The sequence below is a fragment of the Paenibacillus phytohabitans genome (assembly GCF_013141775.1).
In the GTDB taxonomy this organism is placed as follows: domain Bacteria; phylum Bacillota; class Bacilli; order Paenibacillales; family Paenibacillaceae; genus Paenibacillus_AQ; species Paenibacillus_AQ phytohabitans.
The window spans coordinates 20,442-40,987 of record NZ_WHOB01000048.1; the positions used below are offsets into that span (position 1 = coordinate 20,442).

Here is a 20,546-nt window from a genome sequence, read left to right on the forward strand (position 1 = left end):
GAAAGTTGGTCCATTCCATGACTTCCAAGAAAGAAATAATGTCGTATCTGAAACAGGAAATCCTCTCGCTTGCGCTGAAGCCCGGGTCGATGATCAGTGAGACCGCGCTTTCCGAACGCTTCCAGCTGTCGCGGACGCCGATCCGGGATGTGCTGAAGCAATTGTCCCTGGAGCAGTACGTTGACATCTATCCCAAAAAAGGCAATCTGGTCTCGTACATAGATCTGGAGTCGGTGGAGCAGGTAATCTATCTCCGCAATGTGCTGGAGAAGGAAATTATGAAGTCGCTGGCCGGTAATATTCCGCTGAAGGGGCTGCATGAGCTGAGGGGTAACCTTGCGCAGCAGCAGCAATGCATTGAGCAGGCCGAGGGGGCCGGGCTTTTCCTGCAGCTGGATGATCAATTTCACCGCACCATGTTCGGCCTGGCCGGGCGCGAATTCCTGTGGGGAGTGCTGCAGCAGTTCAATGTGCATTACATCCGCTACCGGAAGCTGCATATGCTGAAGGACGAGAAGCTGGCTACAATTCAGCAGGAGCATCAGCAGCTGCTGGATTATATTGTGCAGGGGGACACTACGGGAATCGATGAGCTGCTGCATCATCATCTGCGGGCGGATATTGATTCGATGAACTTTCAGGAGCACTTCGCCACTTATATCAAGAAATAAATCCGTATTCTGGACCGCCTGGCAGATGCCAAATATCCCTGCACTCATGTGACATGAAGGCAGGGATATTTGGCATGGAGGCCTATTGTCCGGACTCGCGGTATTCGCGCGGTGAGGTGCCGTGCCAGCGCTTGAACTGCCGGCTGAAATGGGCAATATCGCGGTAGCCGAGAATGCCTGATATCCGGCTGACGGACAGGCTGGGATCATCCAGCAGGACCTTGGCTTCATGGAGCATCTGTTCGGACAGAAACTCCCGGGGCGAGATGCCGAACACCTGGCGGAACACCCGGTAGCAGTGTGAGGCGCTGATCCCGAGCTCCGAGGCAATATCATCAATACCGTAATGGCTGTCATAGGGCAGCTCCAGCTTGAATTGCTGGTAGACCAGCCCCTGAAGGCGGCTGCGGATCTGGTGGGCCAGCTCAATCTTCTCATAGGTGGCAGGGGAAGACAGATCAGCTTCAATAGAGAAGGCTTCCCACAGCTGGGCGAACAGATCGAAGACGGCGGACTGCAGCCTCATGCGCTGTGACATGGTGATGTCCCCCGAGATAGAGCCTGAAATATCCACCAATTTGGAGAGGATGGGCCCTAGCTTATGGGCAATATTGCTTGCGGAAGGGAAGAGTACGTGATTCAGGCGGCTGAGCAAGGAGATCAGAAGCTTGTCGTCGATATCAAAATGAATGCAGAAATACGTAAAAGCCTGGCCGTTTCCGCTGCGGCTGGCATGAGAATCTCCCGGCCGGAGCAACACTAAGTCTCCGGCACGCTGGATATAGCTGCGGTTATTAACGGTAAACAGCTGCTCCCCTTCCAGCACATAGTTGAATTCATATTGCGGATGGGCGTGCAGCGGATAATCCCATTCCCCGCTGACCTTGCGCAGATGCATGCCAAACAGGTTAAGCGTGGTTTTCACATCCGGGATGATCGTTTCACTAAGGCATTGTCCCAGAACAGGCGGTAAAAAAGCGGAAACCATTAGATTCTCCCCCTGACGCTTGCGTTAGAATTAATGAGTGTATTCATTTTATGCGGTCCATTATCCCGTTTTTAGTATAGCTGAAACCTGCTTGATTTGGGTAAATAATTGCTTGATTTGACAATGTTCCCGTCCGGCGGCTGCGTGGTAGGATGAACCTGAACAGGAACTAGTATACAAGATGGGCGCAGAAGCCCGGGCTTCACCGGCTGTGTTAATATCCGTGGCTCAGCGACACTTGCCCGGTCATACGCCCGCTAAGCATGAATAATACACTGGAGGAGATGTTGGCATGAGACAACAACAGGACAATCAGACTGCCGCAGTAGCCGGCAGCGGATACGACGCCTGGTTAAGCTACCCGAAGCTGCCGCAAGGCAATCTATATACGCAATATGTGAAATGGTGCGGAGCCGTATCCGTGACGGAAGAGCAGGAGACGGTGCAAGCCGCGCTGCGTGAATGGCAGAGAGGGATTGCCTCGATGCTGGACATTGAGGCAGGGGCTTCACCGGCTGCGGACGGATTCAGTGTGGCATTCGGCACCTTTAACGGCGGCAATCCGCGGGTCGAAGCCATATTTGACGAAGCAGCCGGACGGGCGGTGGGACCGGAAGGGTTCGCGATCCGCACCAGCCTGACCCATAAGTGTATTGCCGTAGGAGCTGCCTCACCGGCAGGTGTGCTGTATGGTGTCTTCCACCTCCTGCGCCTGATCGGAAGTCTGAAGGACATTGAGCATCTGGATGAAACCGTGAATCCGGTGAACGCGCTGCGCATGATTAACCATTGGGATAATTTCGACGGCAGTGTAGAGCGGGGATATTCGGGGAGATCCTTCCTCTATGGGAATAACCGCTTCACGGATGATCTTAACAGAATTACCGATTACGCACGGCTGATGTCCACCGCAGGCATCAATGCCATTGCGATCAATAACGTGAACGTTCATGCGCTGGAAACTTTGTTTATCTCCACCTACCTGCCTGATGTTGCCCGGATCGCTGATGTATTCAGAACGTACGGCATCCGCCTGTTCCTGAGCGTGAACTTCGCCGGTCCGATGCATGAAGGGGAAGTGGGAACCGCAGATCCGCTGGATGCCGGAGTCCGGGAGTGGTGGAAGACGAAAGCGGCTGAAATCTATACGGTGATTCCCGATTTCGGCGGATTCGTGGTCAAGGCCGATTCAGAGAACCGGCCAGGCCCGTTCACCTACGGGCGGGATCATGCCGATGGCGCCAATATGCTGGCGGAGGCGCTGGAGCCGTTCGGCGGCATCGTCATCTGGCGCTGCTTCGTGTACAACTGCAAGCAGGACTGGCGTGACCGCAAGACAGACCGGGCGAGAGCAGCCTATGATCATTTCAAGCCGCTTGACGGTAAGTTCCATGATAACGTAATTCTGCAGATCAAGAACGGCCCGATGGATTTCCAGGTCAGAGAGCCGGTATCTCCGCTGTTCGGGGCGCTTGAACAGACCAATCAGGTGATTGAATTTCAAATTGCCCAGGAGTATACCGGACAGCAGCGTCATGTCTGTTACCTGGTTCCGCAGTGGAAAGAGATTATGGAATTTGACACGCTGGCCCAAGGTGGAACCGCTCCGGTGAAGCATATCGTCGACGGCTCGCTATGGGGCAACCGTTACAGCGGTGTGGCTGCAGTATCCAATGTGGGCAATGACCGGAATTGGACCGGGCATCTGCTGGCCCAGGCGAATCTTTACGGATTCGGGCGGCTGGCCTGGAACCCGGAGCTTAGCGCGGAAGAAATTGCTGCGGAGTGGATCGCCCTGACGTTTGGTACAGACGCTGCGGTTGCCGGCGTAATCAGCCGGATTTTACTGGATTCCTGGGAGATTTACGAATCCTATACGGCACCGCTTGGCGTGGGCTGGATGATTAATCCCGAGCATCACTACGGCCCTAATGTGGACGGCTATGAATATTCACAATGGGGTACCTACCATTATGCCGATCATCAGGGAATCGGTGTAGACCGGACTGTGGCCACAGGCACCGGCTACAGCGCCCAGTATATGGGCAGCAATGCGCAGCGATATGATTCGCTGGAAGAATGTCCGGATGAGCTGCTGCTGTTCTTCCATCATGTGCCGTATACCCATGTGCTGCATTCCGGCAAAACTGTGATTCAGCATATCTATGACACCCATTTTGAAGGTGCGGAACGTGCTGCCGGGCTGCTGGCTGCCTGGAGCGGATTGAAGGGCAGGATCGCAGAGGGGCTGTATGTGCAGGTAGAGGAACGTCTGCGGGGACAGGCTGCGCATGCCAAGGAGTGGCGCGACCAGATCAATACTTACTTTTACCGCAAGAGCGGCATAGAAGATTCCGGAGCACGCAAGATTTATTGAGAGTTAATAGGGAACTATTAGGAGGGGCAGGTTCTCATGACGCTCACTTTCGGACAGGTTATCGGACATTTAACAGCAGGCATCCGCAAGCCGGATGGAACGGTAGACAGGCTGGAGCCGGGAGCTCCAGAGTCGGAAGTGCAGGGTATTGTGACCGCCTTCTCGGCTTCACAATATGTAATTGAGCAGGCGGCCTTGCTTGGCGCGAATCTGATCATTACGCATGAAGGTGTTTATTACAGCCATCAGGATAACCGGGAGGGGCTGGAGAATGATCCTGTCTACCGGCAGAAATCTGAACTGGTCGCCAGCACCGGTGTAGGTATCTACCGCTTCCATGATTATGTGCACCGCTATACACCGGACGGGATCATAGAAGGGCTGCTGCGGGAGCTGGAATGGGAGCCGTATGTCGAACGGCATCTGCCCCATGTCTCTGTTCTCTCGGTCCCTGCTGCGTCAGTTTCAGAGATTGCCGGATATTTGAAGCAGCAGCTGCATATCCCCTATGTCCGCGCAGCAGGCAATTTATCCGCTGTATGCAGCAGAGTGGGCGTGCTGGTTGGCTACAGAGGCGGTGGTGCAGCTACCATTCCCCTATTTGAGCAGGAGTCACTTGATCTGATTATCGCCGGTGAAGGCCCGGAGTGGGAGACCCCGGAATATATCCGGGATGCCGTCCGGCAGGGCCGAAGCCGGGCATTAATTATGCTGGGCCATGCGGAGAGTGAAGCGCCGGGGATGAAGCTGCTGGCGCAGCGGCTGGCCTTGCAGTTTCCGGATGTGCCGGTGCATTACATTCAGGAACAGCCCGTTTATCAGATTGTATAATTAACGGAACCTCTTTGAAGGTATGAAGACCAAGGGACAATGGCTGTCCCTTCAGGACTCCTGCCGGCAAGGGGGTTTTGAACGTTCAGCTGGAACATCCCGCCGGATTGCGCTGGACAGCGGCATTGTATGCAGACTGCCGGTCTGGTTCATATTGCGGATTGCCCCCCGGGCGCAACTATCATATAGTGGAATTCTATATGAGGTTAGGCAGTGCAGAAGATGAAGCGCCATCTGGATAGCCAATTTCACGACAGGAGGATAGAATCAGGCTTATTCTATTCTCCTTTTGCGTTTTTAACCATTGATTCCGCATTTTGAATATTGTTTGTATACAAGATTCAGCTTACATTGTAGAGGCATCAAGCCATCAACTACACCTATAACGGAGGTCGTACCAGTGATGAATTCATCCAGATCCAATAAGCTGCATAAACCGCTTATCGTTGTGTTAGGTCTCACATTGCTTGCTGCAGGCTGCAGCAGCTCCAAGAAGGATAATTATGAAAGCGCTTCTGTCACTCCTGCCGGAAATGCCCCGGCTTCCAATGAAGCCGCGGCAGCTTTCACTTATCCGATGACGGGCGGCATAGAGCTGACTTATATGAATGAACAGCTGGGAGGTACGCCGGAACGGCTGCCGGTCGATGACGAATATGAGAAGCGGACAGGAATCGCAATCAGACAGCTGGGCGGAACACCGATGACCGACCAGAAGTTCAGTCTGCTGCTGGCCTCGGGCGAGCTGCCGGATATCTTCCTCAATACCTGGCTGCAATACCCGGGCGGACCTGATAAAGCCGTGGAGCAGGGTTACATTCTGAAGCTCAATGATCTGATCGATCAATATGCGCCCAACTTGAAGAAGACCCTTCAGGAGAACCCGGATATCGACAAAATGATCAAAACCGATGACGGTACGTATTACGCCTTCCCGTTCATCCGCTCGGAGATCGGCCGGGTCTACGGGGGGCCGATTATCCGCAAGGATTGGCTCGATGAGCTGAATCTCGGCATCCCGGAAACGATTGAGGAGTGGCATACCGTACTGACTGCTTTTAAAAACAAGAAAAATGCAGCCTCACCCGTAACCTTCCGTACGATATTCCTGGGAGAGCGGACTGGAGGGTTCGCCGGAGCGTTCGGTGTGATGGGTAACTTCTACGTTAACGACGGCAAAGTAGTCTATGGCTATCTGGAGCCTGGCTACAAGGAATACCTCAATACCATGAGCCGGTGGTACAAAGAAGGGCTGATTGACAAGGATTTCGCTTCGATTGACGGCGCTACCGTTGACAAGAAAATGACCTCGAATGTAAGCGGAGCAACGATCGGCTGGCAGTACTATATTGAGAAATATAACTCAGCCGTGCAGGAATCGGACCCGGAAGCCGATTTTGTAGCCGCTCCATACCCGTCTGCGGTCAAAGGCGGCCTTCCTGAGTTCGGCCAGCTGGATAATGCCTATGCGGGGACAAGCTCGGCAGCCATCTCAGCCACAACCAAAAATGTCGAAGCCGCTATGCGCTGGCTGGATTATGCTTTTACCGAAGAAGGCAGCAAGCTGAATACCTATGGGATTGAAGGCATTACCTATACGCTGGAAAACGGCAAGCCCGTCTATACCGATCTTGTGGTTAAGAATCCCGAAGGCCTCGGCAGCGACCAGGTCATGTCCAAGTATTCGCACGGCACCAACTTCCCGATGATTCAGCAGGACAACAATCTGCCGGCGAAATATCCGGCAACCACAGAATCTATCGGCATCTGGAAACAGACCAATCATGAGAGCCACCTGCTGCCTCCGGTAACGCCAACCGCCGAAGAAGCGGATGAAATGAGCAGCATTATGAACGACATCAATGCTTTTGTGAAAGATATTGAGCTCAAGATCATTCTGGGCACCGATTCCGTAGACAATTACGATAACTATGTGCAGCAGATGAGGGACCTGGGCATCGGGCGCGCGCTGGAAATTCAACAAGCGGCCTATGAACGTTACCTGAACCGTTAGACGATGCTCATATTTCCAGGCTTATACTACCAAACCTTTAGGAGGAATTATCCATGAGTCAAAAAAGGAAACTCAGCAATGGCTGGCAGTTCAGCAAGCAGCCGCTTCATTCGGAGCTTGCCGAGGTGGCCGCAGGTGCAGACTGGATGACGGTTACGCTGCCGCATGACTGGCTGATCTATGATACCCGCAATCTCTACGAGAACGGGGAGGGCTGGTACCGCACCAGCCTTACGTTCGAAGAAGTACCTGCAGATGAGCATGTGTCCTTGCGTTTCGAGGGAGTGTATATGAACTCGACGCTGTACGTGAACGGACAGGTGGCGGGGGAGTGGAAATACGGATACTCCACCTTTGAATTCGATATCACCCCGTACGTGATAGCGGGAGACAATGAAGTCTATATGCGTGTGATCCACGAATCGCCCAATTCCCGCTGGTACTCCGGCGCCGGAATTTACCGGCCGGTCTGGCTGAAGACAATGTCGAAGACGCATATGGCTGCTGACGGAATTTATATTGCGGCCAGAGCAGCGGCGGAGGGTGGAGCCTGGACTGTAGATGTGGATGTGGAGCTGCATACTGCTGAAGCTGGGGCGTCAGGCAGGGAGCTGAAGCTGCGGCATAGCATTCTGGATGCGCTAGGAACAGTAATTGCCGCAGGAACCTCTGAGGTGCCTGTGCTGCAGGGCGGTTCAGCCGTACATAACCACAGCCGCCTGACGGTTGATCACCCGTTGCTATGGGATATTACCAGTCCCCATCTCTATTCTCTGCAATCTGAACTGCTGGCAGACGATGAGGTCATTGAAGTGGAGAAGGAGAGCTTCGGGTTCCGGACGATGGAGCTGGACAGTGACAAGGGCTTCTTCCTCAACGGCCGTCATGTCAAAATATACGGAGTCTGCCAGCATCACGACCTCGGTGCTCTGGGTGCTGCTGTGAACAAGGCGGCGCTGCGCCGCCAGTTCGTCCTGCTGCAGGAAATGGGCGTCAATGCCATCCGCACCGCGCATAATATGCCAGCTGTGGAGCTTATGGAGCTGGCCGATGAAATGGGGCTGCTGATCGTGTCGGAAGCCTTCGATATGTGGGAGCGCAGCAAGACGCCTTATGACTATGCACGGTTCTATCCGGAGTGGTGGAAGCGCGACATTGCCAGCTGGGTGCGGCGGGACCGCAACCGGCCAAGCCTGCTGATGTGGAGCATCGGCAACGAGATTTATGATACCCACGCTGACAGCCGCGGCCAGGAGCTCACCCGGGAGCTGCAGGAGGAAGTGCTGGTCCATGATCCGCGCGGCAATGCTTTTGTTACCATTGGCTCGAACTATATGCCCTGGGAGAATGCGCAGAAATGCGCCGATATCGTCAAGGTGGCAGGCTACAACTATGCGGAGAAATATTATGAGCAGCATCACCGGGAACATCCGGACTGGATAATCTACGGCAGTGAGACCTGCTCGACAGTACAGAGCCGGGGAGTCTATCATTTCCCGCTGGCTCAATCTGTTCTGGCCGATGATGATCAGCAGTGCTCTTCTCTGGGGAACAGCTCGACCAGCTGGGGTGCCAAAAGCACGGAGGCCTGCATCACCGCAGACCGGGATGCTTCCTTCTCGCTGGGACAGTTTCTCTGGACGGGCTTTGACTATATCGGGGAACCGACTCCTTATCACACCAAGAACTCATACTTCGGGCAGCTGGATACCGCCGGTTTCCCTAAGGATTCCTATTATATCTATCAGGCAGAATGGACGGATTACCGCACGCATCCGATGATTCATATCTTTCCTTACTGGGATTTCTCGCAGGGCCAGCTGATTGATGTACGGGTCTGCTCGAATGCTCCGCGCATTGAGCTGTTCATGAATGAAGTGTCGCAGGGCAGCGTGGACATCGATCATGTCCACGGACATAAGCTGCTTGGAGAATGGCAGCTGCCTTACGCGGACGGTGTCCTGCGTGCAGCTGCTTATGATGAGCAGGGGAATGTAATCGCCACGGAGCAGATTTCCTCCTTCGGGGATGCAGCTTCGCTGGTGTTAACTCCAGACAAGCAGGAGATTGCCGCAGACGGTACGGACCTTATCTTCGTAACGGTCAGCACGCTGGATCCGTCGGGGCGTCCGGTAGCGAATGCCAATAACCGGGTTCACCTCAGTGTTGAGGGCCCGGGACGGCTGATCGGTCTGGATAACGGGGACAGCACGGACTATGATTCCTACAAAGGCGTAAGCCGCCGCCTGTTCAGCGGTAAGCTGCTGGCAGTGATTGCCGGTACATTGGAGCCCGGAACGATTACGCTGCGTGCGGCTTCGGCGGATCTGGCTTCGGCTGAGCTTACGCTGCGGTCGGTGCTTCCCGCACCGGGAACGATTGCTGAAGATGAGCTGTATCTGTATGCGCATAACCCGCTGGAGGCAGAGGCGGCATCCGGTAATCCGGAGAGCGGCAAGGAAGAGGAGATCCCGGTCCGTAAGCTGGAGATGATCTGCCCTGAGGGTAATATTCTGACGCCGGCGCAGCCGTCACTTCCGGTCCGGGTGAAGCTGCATCCGCAGGGTGCCGCCTGGCAGGATGTCCTTTGGCGGATCACCAACGCCGCCGGAATTGATGCCAATATTGCCACCATTGAGACCAGCGGGCATGAAGCCGTAATCACGGCTTTGGGTGATGGCGATGTATACATCCGCTGCGGGACAGCCAATGGCGCAGACGGCATCCGGCTCTATTCACAGATGGAATTCAAGCTTACAGGGCTTGGCCAGGCTTATCTGAATCCGTATGAATTTGTCTCCTCGGGATTCAACAGCAGCCATAGCCGGAATCTGACCAACGGCAATGAACGCGGTGTAGCTACAGCCCGGGAAGGGGAGAGCTGGATCTGCTTCGAACGGATTGACTTTGGGGATGATGGGGCCGATGAGATCGTTCTGCCAATCTTCTCGCTGGATGATCAGGAATTCCCGATTGAGATATGGGAAGGCATTCCCGGAGAGAATGGTGCCGAATTACTCACCACAGTCACTTACCAGAAGCCGTCCCGCTGGAATGTGTACCAGGAAGCAAGCTATACGCTGCCCAAAAGGCTGACAGGCATCACTTCACTGTCCTTCATCCTGCGGAAGAAGATTCATCTGAAGGGCTTCTCGTTTGTCCGCAGGCACAAGGCGTATGAGCGTCTGGCTGCACAGGCCAACAGTGCCGTTTACGGGGATGCCTTCACCATAACGGAGGATGCCATTGAAGGGATCGGCAACAATGTCTCGCTTATATTTGCCGGGATGGACTTTGGCGGGACGGAATGCTCACGGGTTGTCATCTGCGGACGCTCAACGCTTGCGAACAATACGCTGCAGATCCTGTTCAGCGGTCCCGGCGGCGAATCCAAGCAGCTGATTGAATTTGCCGGGAGCGGCAGCTATACGGAGCGTGAATTCATTCTGGAGCCGCCGGTAAGCGGCAGCCAGACGGTCACCTTCCTGTTCCTGCCGGGCAGCCGGTTTGACTTCAAGTGGTTCCAGTTTCTGCTGTCCGTATAGCAATCAGGGATATCCCAAACAGCCACCATCTGGCGTTTGAGATATCCCTTTTTCTATCAGCTGCCATATATCCGCCCGTCATCGCCTGCTTCACTGATCCGTACCTCAATAAGCTTCATTGTGCTGACAGCCCTGACCGCATGCCGGTCTCCACGGGCTATAGTGAATATTCCGCCTGCCGATGCTGCGGCTGCGGCTCCGTTCACCGTGACCTCACCGTGACCCGATACAATCATCCATGTCTTGGCAGAATGCTTACAGTCCATTTCCGGGATGTCATGCTCCGGCAGCAGTCTTAATATCATCGTAAGTACAAGGCGGGTGCCATTTGCTGCCTGGTCCAGAAGGGTATAGCTGCCCCAGCCGGCCTCACCGTACCTCGGCTCCTGAACAGAATGCTCTTGCAGGATATCCTTGATCATGTTTGCTTCCTTCCTGGCTGCAACCAGGATGCCTTCGGGGCTCGCTATGGCGACTATGCCGGGTACACCGATTACATGCAGCGGCACCTTCAGCTCATTGACGATATGGGTATCCCGGCATTCCCCCCATAGGCCTCCTTCGCCAGTCAACGGAGAGTCCAGCCGGGCAGCCAGCGTATCCCAGCTTCCCAGATCAGACCATTCCCCCTTATGCCGTACAACGACTGCTTTGGTGCTGTGCTCCGCCACTTCCTTGTCGAAGCTGCGGACCGGAAGTCCGGCATATTGCACAGCAAATGCCGCATGATCAGCGGGCAGCCCCATCCTCTGCAGATGCGACAGCAGGAAGCTTAGCCGAAACGCGAATACCCCGCAGTTCCATAAAGCCTGCTCCTCTATCAGCTCCCGGGCTTTGGCGATATCCGGCTTCTCTGCAAAAGAGAGCACCTGAGCATACGCCTCCGTGCCTCCTTGTGCCGGGACAATATAGCCGTATTGATCCGAAGGATAGGCAGGCTGGGTCCCAAGCAGGAGGAGCTCTGCCTGTGAGGATGCCAGAATATCCGGAAATTGAGGAAACAGCCGGAAGAAGTCTTCGTCCGCATACATATCAGCCGGAGCCACGCAGATGATGTCCTCCGGTCTAGCCTTTCCTGCGGAGTACAAATGCAGGGCACCATAGGCGGCTGCCGTAAATGTGCCGCGCTTGTGAGGCTCCCCGATTACCGGAAATTTGTTTCCGGTATAGCGGCGGGTAATGGCCAGCTGCTCCTGATGCGCAACGAACAGCACGGATTCGTCAAGTCCCGCTTGAGCGAGCTGGCGGCATACGCGTCCGATCATGGACTCCGTGCCCCCGTCAGGTGCAGGAAGCAGCGGCAGGAACATCTTGGAACGGAGGCTGCCGGAGAGGGGCCATAGCCGCATACCGGAGCCCCCGCTTAGAAGAATAGTATGCAAGGCGGTCTGCCTCCTTAAGGTTTGGGCGGAGTGGAATATCCCTTGCGCTGATGGAAGGACAGCGAACGGTACGTACGGGCATACTTCTGAAGCTGCGCTTTGCCCAGGGAAGCCGCCGGAGTCTTCAGAGCTTTATTGTTGGCGTTCCTGAGCAGCACAGCGGCGCTGTTCCTGCTGTACACATAATTGGCATAGGTTTCGAATTCGGAGAAGCCGAACTGCTTCGTTTTGTCGATGGAGCGGAGAATGGCGGCATGCCAGGGCATCCCGTGCCGGGCTTCAATAGTTCTTTTGAGACTGGCCAGCTTCGCGGACTCGAACAGCATATAGTGTGTAACAAAAGACTTAGGGGAAGGAGCGGCGGCGCCGAGCAGCTTCCGGTAGGTGCGGAAATATTCCGGCTGGCTCCAGCTGCGGCAATAAAAGATACTTTTCCCGCCGGAACGGAAACGATGGGGGCGAATCAGCACCGTATCCGCATCAACCACCAGGAAGAATCTCTCGCGGCAAATATGATCCCCGTTCATCTTAAGCAGCTGCTGGTACAGCCAGCCGGATCGGTTCCAGCGGGAAGAGGAGTAGCGGATAGCTTTCTTAGTAAACGGCAGAACGGTAGTTTCATCGACAAAGACACAATTTTTGCGGGAGCACAGCCCTCTGATCTTGCTGCTGTTCGGCGAGACAATATAAATATGGCTGATAGGGTGGCGGACGGAGCGGCGGAGACTGTCGATCACATGGGGGAGGGTGGCAAGATCCTTTTCAATAGCCGGGATCAGAACATCGATTGGAGGGCCGTTTTTCGTTACATTTTCCGAAGCTGCTGACATGGATTCATCTCCGTACCTATATTGACACTTGAGCGTCTGCACTAGGGTATGCCTGCGGATTAACGGTTGACAGGGCAATGATCCTGCTGAAAGTTTATCTTCCCATAGGGGGCAGATGCTTTATTCAAATACGCCTTCTTCCGCATAGAATGCAGCGACTATGCAAATCAAGGGAGGATGGAAGCTCCCTTCCCGGACAGGAGAGTGCATGCGTGACAGCCAAGCAGGTTCAGTCAGGTCAGAGCAAATGGTACAAGACCCAATTGTTGCTTAAGAACCAAACCATTACCCCCTTCATCCCGGATACCCGGAGGTTTACCAGACGCAATCTGGAGCAGATGATTCACAGCTATGGAATGATTTATGTCAAGCCGGAACGGGGAACCTATGGCAATGGAGTGATCCGCGCTGAGCGGGGGGAACGGCAGGGGTATACGTACCAGTATGAGGAAACGCGGCGCCATTTCGATACGTTTGAAGCTTTTCATAAAAGTCTGGCGAAGAAGATCGGCAGAAGGAGCTATCTGGTTCAAAAAGGTATCCATCTGCTGAAGCAGGGCGGGCGCCGTTTCGACATCCGGGTGATGGTGCAGCTCAGCCCCAAGGGCGTCTGGGAGGCTACCGGGATCATTGGCAGGCTGGGGCATCCGCGCAAAATAGTAACCAATTACCACAGCGGCGGCAAACCGACCGCAGTGGAGCAGTTGCTCTCTACCCATCTGTCGGCCCACCAGCTCGCGCAACTGAAGGGAGAACTGAACCGTCTGGGCACACGCATCGCGGTTCAAATGCAGAAGACCTATCCGCGCCACCGGCAATTCGGTGTAGACATCGGCCTTGACCGGACGCTCAAGCCATGGATTATTGAAGTGAACATGAATCCTGACCCGTATATTTTTAATCAGCTTAAGGATAAATCCATGTACCGCAGAGTGATGAGGTACCGGCGTTTTAGCCTGAAGCCATAGAGCATACAAAAAAAGGCCTGCCAACGTGCAAGGCCTTTCTTTTGTAATCATTTTTTATAGGCTTACGCTTTGCCAGCAGGAGTCAATCAGACCTTCGATCTCCTCGTCCTTAAGGTCCAGATAATGGTTCAGTGCGCTTTTCACGACATAGACGATGGAGCCGTAATGCATCTGCACCATGAACTTGGGGTCCATAGCGGTAAACAGCTTCTGTTCGACGGCTTCGGCGTAGAGCTTCTCCAGCGGATGACACCAGCCGCCTTCATAGGCCGCTTGCTTGACTTCATCATAGATATAGGGCGAGAACGAATACTGTTCGATAAATTGAAAGCCCTGCGGATACTCCAGTGACAGGGTGATCAGATTCCTCCAGGCCCGCTCCAGACGGGTGCGCAGAGGTTCACCGGTATATATGCCGTCAAGCACCTTATGCCCGTTAAAAGTAACGATACCCCTATACAGCTCATTGATGATTGCTTCTTTACTCTCAAAATAATGATAGATGCTTCCGGTAGAAATCCCGGATTTCCTGGCAATCAGCGACATGGAAGTCGCCTGAAGCTCCTTCTCAATAATCAGACCCAGCGTCGTTTCCAGAACGGCCTGCTGAACCTTATTATAATTGTCGAACATAAACCCGCCTCCAATCGAACATTCATTCTAATGTAAGGCAAGAGGTTCCGGCTTGTCAAGGCACGTAGGGGGCGGCATTATGACTGCGTTTTAGCGGTTATTCTGCGCCATGGTCTCCAGGTACTCTTCAATCGGCACGGAATTACGCAACACCATTAAGCTGTTCCCTGTATCGCCGATCACCGTCCGGAATTTGCTGCTTACCCCGGTGGCCAGGTCTGCTATCGCATCTACAATTACTTGCGGGTCATCCAGCTGGCTGTTGTCGCGGTTTCCCATAAGCGCACTCAGTTTCTCCATCATCTCATCGTACACTGTAATCTTCTCATCTTTGTTCCAGATGATATTATTCGTGAAGTTATTGCCGGAAGAACCGCCTTGCTCGATCAGCCTCAGCTCAATATTCAGCGGCTTCAGCTCGTAGTACAACCCTTCAGTTAATCCTTCCAGCGCGAACTTGGACATGTTGTAGAGAGAGCCGAGCGGCACCGCAGTGGTCACACCCATGAAGGAGCTGATGTTGATGAACATCCCGCCGCCATTGGCCCGGAAGTGAGGCAGGAAGCGGCGGATCACATTGATCGGTCCCCGGGTATTGACAGCGAATTGCCAATCGATATCCTTCTCAGCCGCCAGCTCCAGCGGTCCATAGGTGCCCATTCCTGCGTTGTTAACAACAACATCTATCTTGCCAAAAGCGTCTATAGCCGCATCCACAGCCGAACTCACCTGGTCCGGATTTGTAACATCCAGCTTGAACAGCCTGATATTGTCGTACTGGCGCAGCTCCTGCCCGTTCTCCGGTGTACGCATAGTGGCCGCCACATTCCAGCCCATTTTGGCGAAATGAATCGCCGTTAGCTTTCCGAGTCCCGAACTGGTACCTGTGATGAAAATCGTTTGAGCTGCTGTGTTAGTAGACATGAATATTCCCTCCTAATTTTAGATCGAACGATCATTCTAGTGTGTGATAAAAAAATACCATCCATTAGAATGATCATTCTAGGGACATTATTATCCTTTCGGCGGGGATTGTCAAGGGCAAGTATATATGCTGTTTGTTTGGATTCCGTTTAAACTCAGTTTACATTTCCTAAGTACATTAGGTCTGCAGCAGGGATCAAGGCTATGCCGAAAGGAGGAGAGGCTTAGGTCTGCTTCGGTATCCAGTTAGCTAGAAGATATCCAGATAATTAGAAGATGTCCAGATAGTTAGAACATTGACAGTTAGAATTCTATCTACTATGCTTGCTATATTACTTAGAATTCTATCTAATTGACAAGGGGACATGAAGATGACCGAACCTATTTTGCATACACCATATTCAGATTTGATCCGTGAGATTGGCTTGAAGCTTAAGAGCTCTGCCGATGCCCGGCTGAACGAGCTGGGACTGAATTCCGCGCAAGGCCGGATGATCGGATATATCTATGAGAATCAGGACAAAGGCGTAATCCAGAAGGATCTGGCGGAGCAGTTCAAGCGGCGCGGGGCCAGCATCACCAGCATGCTCCAGGGCCTGGAGAAGAAAGGCTATATCGCCCGCGTCACCCATGAGAAGGATGAGCGTCAGAAGAAGCTGACCGTATTGGAGAAGGGAGTTATCCTGGTCGAGGAGTTCAACCTGATGTTCTCGGATGTTGAAGCCGGTATTACCCGGCAGCTCAGCAAAGAGGAGGCATCAACCCTATTGTCGCTGCTGTCCAAAGTTAATCAAAGCTTGTAATGGAATGAATTGGATTATGAAAGTACACGTTTGGAGGAATGAATATGAACAAGGAAGTATCCAACCAATATTACCTGGAATCCGCTCCAATGAAAAAGGCGATATTCCATTTGTCGGTTCCCATGATGATCGGCATGTCAGTCGGAACGGTCTACAATGTGATCAACGCGTATTTCATCGGCCTGCTGCATAATACGGGGATGCTGACGGCGATCACGCTGGGCTTGCCGATTTTTACCGTCCTGATGGCCTTCGGCAATGTGTTCGGAGTGGGGGGCGGAACCTTCGTCACCCGGCTGGCCGGGGAGAAGAATACGGAGAAGGGAAAGCGGATCGCCGGATATACCTTCTATGCAAGCATCATCGCCGGGATCGTTATCGCCCTGCTGGCACTGCTGGCGATTAATCCGCTCACCCGCCTGCTCGGTGCGGATGCGGCAACCTTCGATTACACGAAGACCTATGCCCTGACGATGTTCGCCGGCGGTTTCGCGATTGTGCTTAACTTTGCGCTCGAACAGTTGGTCCGCGCGGAGGGGGCGTCGAAGGAGTCGATGTATGGTATTTTTATCAGCACGGCGCTCAGCCTGATCTTTGACCCGCTGTTTATCTTGATTCTGGGCTGGCATGTAGCCGGAGCGGCGCTGGCCATGTGCCTCGCTAACCTCGGTTCGGCACTCTATTATCTCTATTATCTGGAGAAACGGAGTGAGAATCTCAGGGGGTTCCTGAAGCATTTCAGAATATCCCTGCAGGATAAGCTGGAGATCTATAAAGTCGGCATCACGGAGCTGCTGCAATGCGCTTTTCTGATTGTGACGACACTGCTGCTTAATAACTATTCCATTCAGTATGGTGATAATGTGGTAGCCGGGTTCGGGGTGGCGCTGAGAATTGTGCAGATTCCCGAGTTCCTGTCGATGGGACTGTTCCTGGGCCTGATCCCGCTCTTCGCCTTTAACTATGCCAGCAGGAACAGAGCCAGACTTACCTCAAGTATTAAGTATGCTTTTGGCTATATCGCCAGCATTGCGGTGGTATTTGTCAGTCTGGTCTATGTGTTCCGGGGACCTATCCTGCATTTGTTCTCCAATGATAACTCGGTGATCAGCATGGGGATTTACATCCTGGCAGCCATGCTCATCTCCGCGCTGTTCAATGGTTTCACCGGTCTGTTCATGAGCATTTTCCAGGCTACAGGCCAAGGCGCACAGGCGGGAATTATGGCAGTTACGCAAGGCGTGCTCTATATCCCGGTGATTATCGTGCTGCATCATTTCTTCGGCCTGCATGGCGTGATCTGGTCCATGACCGTTACCGAGGTGACCACCAGTCTCCTGGGTGTTATCCTGTTCCTAGGCTTCAACCGGAAGCTGAGAAACATGGCTAGTGTAGATGATCCGGAGGGGGCTGCGCCGGTGGCGTCGGTGTGACGCCCTGAAGCACTGGGGACTTTAAGCTCAGAAGCCCTGAAGCCCTGAGTAAATTACTTAGATTTCTTTAAAAACCTTGAATCTATATAGGGTAAACTTAGAATCTGAATTGCTGCATGGACGAACTTCTTGCTCTGCAGGAGGGTCGTCCATCGGCTGATCAACATTCTTAAGTTTAACTTATATCCAAGGTTTTTTGGTGTTTAGGAAATTATGCAGTGTATTCACGGGACCCCCGAAGGAGGCTTGGAGAGGTAAATGAGGGGCAAAAGTGCCCCTGATTCCGGTGGAGGTGGGCCTGGAGTAGGGAATGAGGGGCAAAAGTGCCCCTGATTCTGGTAGAAGTGGGCCTGGAGGGGGAAATGAGGGGCAAAAGTGCCCCTGGTTCCGGTGGAGGTAGGCCTGTAGAGGTAAATTAGGGGCAAAAGTGCCCCTGATTCCGGTAGAAGTGGACGTGGAGAGGTAAATTAGGGGCAAAAGTGCCCCTGATTCCGGTAGAAGGGGGCCTGGAGGGGGAAATTAGGGGCAAAAGTGCCCCTGGTTCCGGAGGAAGTAGGCTTGTAGAGGTAAATGAGGGGTAAAAGTGCCCCTGATTCCGGCAGAAGTGGGCTTGGAGAGGTAAATGAGGGGCAAAAGTGCCCCTGATTCTGGTGGAAGTGGGCGTGGAGAGGTAAATGAGGGGCAAAAGTGCCCTTGGTTCCGGTGGAGGTGGGGCGCAGATGAAAAATATTGGGATAAATCCCACTAATTACGCCGAAAGTAGGCAGAATGAGGGAAATAGAGGGATAAATCCCATTAAATACGCCAAAAGTAGGCGGGATGAATGAAATTAGAGGGATAAATCCCATTAAATACGCCAAAAGTAGGCGGGATGAGTGAAATTAGAGGGATAAATCCCTTTAATTCTGCTGCAAGTGGGCTAGTGAGTGGAACGAAGGGGGACCGCGTCTCTCAATACGCCTCATCATCGCCTGCAACTATAACACGCCGTCTACACTCACCTCCCAACTCGTGCTTGCCCGCACCCCGCCAGTCACCGGCACCCAGCGCCCCCGCCCGCACCCCGCCAGTTACCGGCACCCACCGCCCCCGCCCGCATCCCGCCAGTTACCGGCACCCACTGCCCCCGCCCGCACCCCGCCAGTCACCGGCACCCAGCGCCCCCGTCCGCACCACCGCCAGTTACCGGCAACATCGCCCCCGCCCGCACCACCGCCGGTCACCGGCACCCACGCCCACGCTCGCACCCCGCCAGCCACTGGCACCCACCGCCCACGCCCGAACTACCGCCAGTCCTCCGCAACATACTTCACCCCGGTTACTTGCCGCCCGCATCCGCCCGCCCAACTCCTGCATAGCTAAATCCAGCTGCTTTATAGTAAAATGAGATAAATTTAATCACAGAGGAGTTACTGTATGCTGGACGTCAATGAAATTCAGGCGCGGATTCCCCACCGTTATCCGTTTCTGCTGGTAGACCGGATCACCGAGCTTGAAGAAGGCAAGCGGGCGGTCGGGATTAAAAATGTGAGTATAAACGAACCTATTTTTAATTAGGGATTTATATGTTTTGGGGTCCCCGCAAAGTACCTGAGTAATCATCAAAGCCTAAGCACCACTTTGGGGGGGGATCTGCCAGGGGCATTTCCCCGGATATCCGGTGATGCCGGGTGTATTGATCGTAGAGGCATTGGCCCAGGTAGGCGGTCTAGCCATGTCCAAGCAGGAAGAGGGCGGAAGCACCATCGGACTGCTCACGGGAATCGACAACTGCCGGTTTAAGCGTCAAGTGAAGCCGGGAGATCAGCTGCGCCTTGAATTTGAGGTCACACGCGTCAAAGGGATGATTGTAAAAGGAACCGGGACCGCCACTGTAGACGGTGAGCGGGTGTGCGAGGCAGAGATTATGTTTGCGTTCAGCGGGCAATAACTAGCGGAAAAGGTGGCTGGAGAAAGATCATGAGAAAAAGTGTTGTATTTAAAACGGTTTCATGCTATTTTATAAACAATAAAAACGTTTTTATTGCAGAGGAACAATGATATGGGAAAGATAACGATTAAAGACGTTGCCAGAGAAGCAGGCGTCTCCATCTCCACGGTCTCCAACGCCTTGAATGACGTGGATGTGCTCAACCCGGAGACCAAATCCCATGTGCTGAAGGTAGCGCAGCGCCTGAATTATGTTCCGAACCTGAACGGTAAGCTGCTGAAATCCGGTACGACCAAGATGCTGGGGTTCTTCACCACAAGTGTGTCAGGTCCATACTTCTACAAGCTGGTAGAATCCATGGCCCGTCAATGCGACCGCCTGGGTTATGGCCTGAATGTATTTGTCACCAAGGATAAACAGGTGGTCATGAGCAATATTCTCGGACGGCGCGTGGATGGTGTCATTATCTACGAGGAGCTGGGCATCGACGAGAAGGATATTGCCGCGATGAAGAAAGACAAGATTAAGGCGGTATTTCTGGATCGGGTGCTGGAGGACGAGGGGATGGGGAGCATCATTTTTGATTCTTTTGAATCCGGGTATGAGGCTACCAAATATTTAATCGGCCTGGGGCATAAGAAAATTGCCTATATCTCCGGCGTAGATACGATGTTCGACAGTGTGCAGCGTAAGGAAGGTTACCTGACTGCACTCCGCCAATATCAGCTTCCGGTGGATGAGGATTATATTCTTCAGGGTTATTTTGAGGAAGACAGCACTTATAATGCCGTCAAGGCCTTTATGCGCGTGCATCCCGAGAAATTGCCTGACGCCTTCCTGGCCGGTAATGATATCAGTGCGATCGGCTGTATCCAGGCGCTTAAGAGCTACGGGTATGAGGTGCCGGAGGATGTCAGCGTAATGGGCTTCGATGATATTGATATCGCTCCATACTACTCGCCGCCGCTCACGACAGTGCGGAATCAGATCGCAAGGCAGGGCATGCTGGCAATTGACCACCTGGTGCGTATGATTCAAGAGAAAGAGCAAGGCGCCGTACAGAAATTGCAGGGTGAACTGGTAGTAAGAGGCTCAAGCCATGTAAAGATAGACCGGAATGACCGCCCGTAAAGGGCAGAATTGGTCGTTTCCAGATATAAATATCCATATGTTTTCGCACGATTAGGTTTCCTTCTGTTTCTACTTCATTGTTATAT

General features: G+C 53.4%; 14 protein-coding genes and 1 pseudogene. 10 read left to right on the forward strand and 5 right to left on the reverse strand.

Annotated features, from left to right (window positions below):
* Positions 1-38: 38 nt before the first annotated feature.
* Complete coding sequence (locus tag GC101_RS16530; RefSeq protein ID WP_246354370.1) at positions 39-671, forward strand: GntR family transcriptional regulator; 633 nt, start codon at positions 39-41, stop codon at positions 669-671.
* Between the two features lie 82 nt (positions 672-753).
* On the opposite strand, the gene GC101_RS16535 is transcribed toward GC101_RS16530, so the two are convergent.
* A complete protein-coding gene (locus GC101_RS16535; RefSeq protein WP_171718128.1) occupies positions 754-1,659 on the reverse strand; it encodes an AraC family transcriptional regulator in 906 nt (301 codons plus the stop codon).
* Positions 1,660-1,951: 292 nt separating this feature from the next.
* Between GC101_RS16535 and GC101_RS16540 the strand changes: the two genes are divergently transcribed.
* The 4 genes from GC101_RS16540 to GC101_RS16555 all read left to right on the forward strand — a co-directional run bounded on the left by GC101_RS16540 (position 1,952) and on the right by GC101_RS16555 (position 10,426).
* Complete coding sequence (locus tag GC101_RS16540) at positions 1,952-4,036, forward strand: alpha-glucuronidase family glycosyl hydrolase (protein ID WP_171718129.1); 2,085 nt, start codon at positions 1,952-1,954, stop codon at positions 4,034-4,036.
* A 36-nt stretch (positions 4,037-4,072) separates the two neighbouring features.
* Entirely contained in the window at positions 4,073-4,867 is a 795-nt protein-coding gene (locus GC101_RS16545) for a Nif3-like dinuclear metal center hexameric protein (protein ID WP_171718130.1), read from the forward strand.
* Between the two features lie 403 nt (positions 4,868-5,270).
* Positions 5,271-6,881: an extracellular solute-binding protein gene (locus GC101_RS16550; protein ID WP_171718131.1), complete on the forward strand. Its 1,611-nt coding sequence runs from the start codon at positions 5,271-5,273 to the stop codon at positions 6,879-6,881.
* A gap of 53 nt (positions 6,882-6,934) precedes the next feature.
* Positions 6,935-10,426 (forward strand): glycoside hydrolase family 2 TIM barrel-domain containing protein, encoded by a 3,492-nt coding sequence (locus tag GC101_RS16555; RefSeq protein WP_171718132.1) that lies wholly within the window; start codon positions 6,935-6,937, stop codon positions 10,424-10,426.
* 56 nt (positions 10,427-10,482) lie between these two features.
* On the opposite strand, the gene GC101_RS16560 is transcribed toward GC101_RS16555, so the two are convergent.
* A complete protein-coding gene (locus GC101_RS16560; protein ID WP_171718133.1) occupies positions 10,483-11,808 on the reverse strand; it encodes a sugar phosphate nucleotidyltransferase in 1,326 nt (441 codons plus the stop codon).
* Positions 11,809-11,822: 14 nt separating this feature from the next.
* Complete coding sequence (locus GC101_RS16565; protein WP_171718134.1) at positions 11,823-12,638, reverse strand: DUF6492 family protein; 816 nt, start codon at positions 12,636-12,638, stop codon at positions 11,823-11,825.
* A 212-nt stretch (positions 12,639-12,850) separates the two neighbouring features.
* Here GC101_RS16565 and GC101_RS16570 point away from each other — a divergent pair, with 212 nt between their 5' ends.
* Positions 12,851-13,606 carry a YheC/YheD family protein gene (locus GC101_RS16570; RefSeq protein WP_171718135.1) on the forward strand — a complete coding sequence of 252 codons (756 nt, stop codon included), beginning with the start codon at positions 12,851-12,853 and terminating at the stop codon, positions 13,604-13,606.
* Between the two features lie 54 nt (positions 13,607-13,660).
* Here GC101_RS16570 and GC101_RS16575 read toward each other — a convergent pair whose 3' ends face one another.
* Both GC101_RS16575 and GC101_RS16580 read right to left on the reverse strand, forming a co-directional pair.
* Positions 13,661-14,239, reverse strand: coding sequence for a TetR/AcrR family transcriptional regulator (locus tag GC101_RS16575; protein ID WP_171718136.1), 579 nt, complete (start codon positions 14,237-14,239; stop codon positions 13,661-13,663).
* Between the two features lie 90 nt (positions 14,240-14,329).
* A complete protein-coding gene (locus tag GC101_RS16580; protein WP_171718137.1) occupies positions 14,330-15,163 on the reverse strand; it encodes an SDR family oxidoreductase in 834 nt (277 codons plus the stop codon).
* 371 nt (positions 15,164-15,534) lie between these two features.
* On the opposite strand from GC101_RS16580, the gene GC101_RS16585 reads away from it, so the two are divergent.
* From GC101_RS16585 to GC101_RS16605, 4 genes and pseudogenes are all read left to right on the forward strand, one after another.
* Positions 15,535-15,966 carry a MarR family winged helix-turn-helix transcriptional regulator gene (locus tag GC101_RS16585; protein ID WP_197074262.1) on the forward strand — a complete coding sequence of 144 codons (432 nt, stop codon included), beginning with the start codon at positions 15,535-15,537 and terminating at the stop codon, positions 15,964-15,966.
* Positions 15,967-16,010: 44 nt separating this feature from the next.
* Positions 16,011-17,399: an MATE family efflux transporter gene (locus tag GC101_RS16590; protein ID WP_171718138.1), complete on the forward strand. Its 1,389-nt coding sequence runs from the start codon at positions 16,011-16,013 to the stop codon at positions 17,397-17,399.
* A 1,416-nt stretch (positions 17,400-18,815) separates the two neighbouring features.
* A pseudogene (fabZ, locus tag GC101_RS36170) lies at positions 18,816-19,329 on the forward strand (3-hydroxyacyl-ACP dehydratase FabZ).
* A 111-nt stretch (positions 19,330-19,440) separates the two neighbouring features.
* On the forward strand, positions 19,441-20,460 hold the full coding sequence (locus GC101_RS16605) for a LacI family DNA-binding transcriptional regulator (RefSeq protein WP_171718141.1): 1,020 nt from the start codon (positions 19,441-19,443) through the stop codon (positions 20,458-20,460).
* Positions 20,461-20,546: the final 86 nt, after the last annotated feature.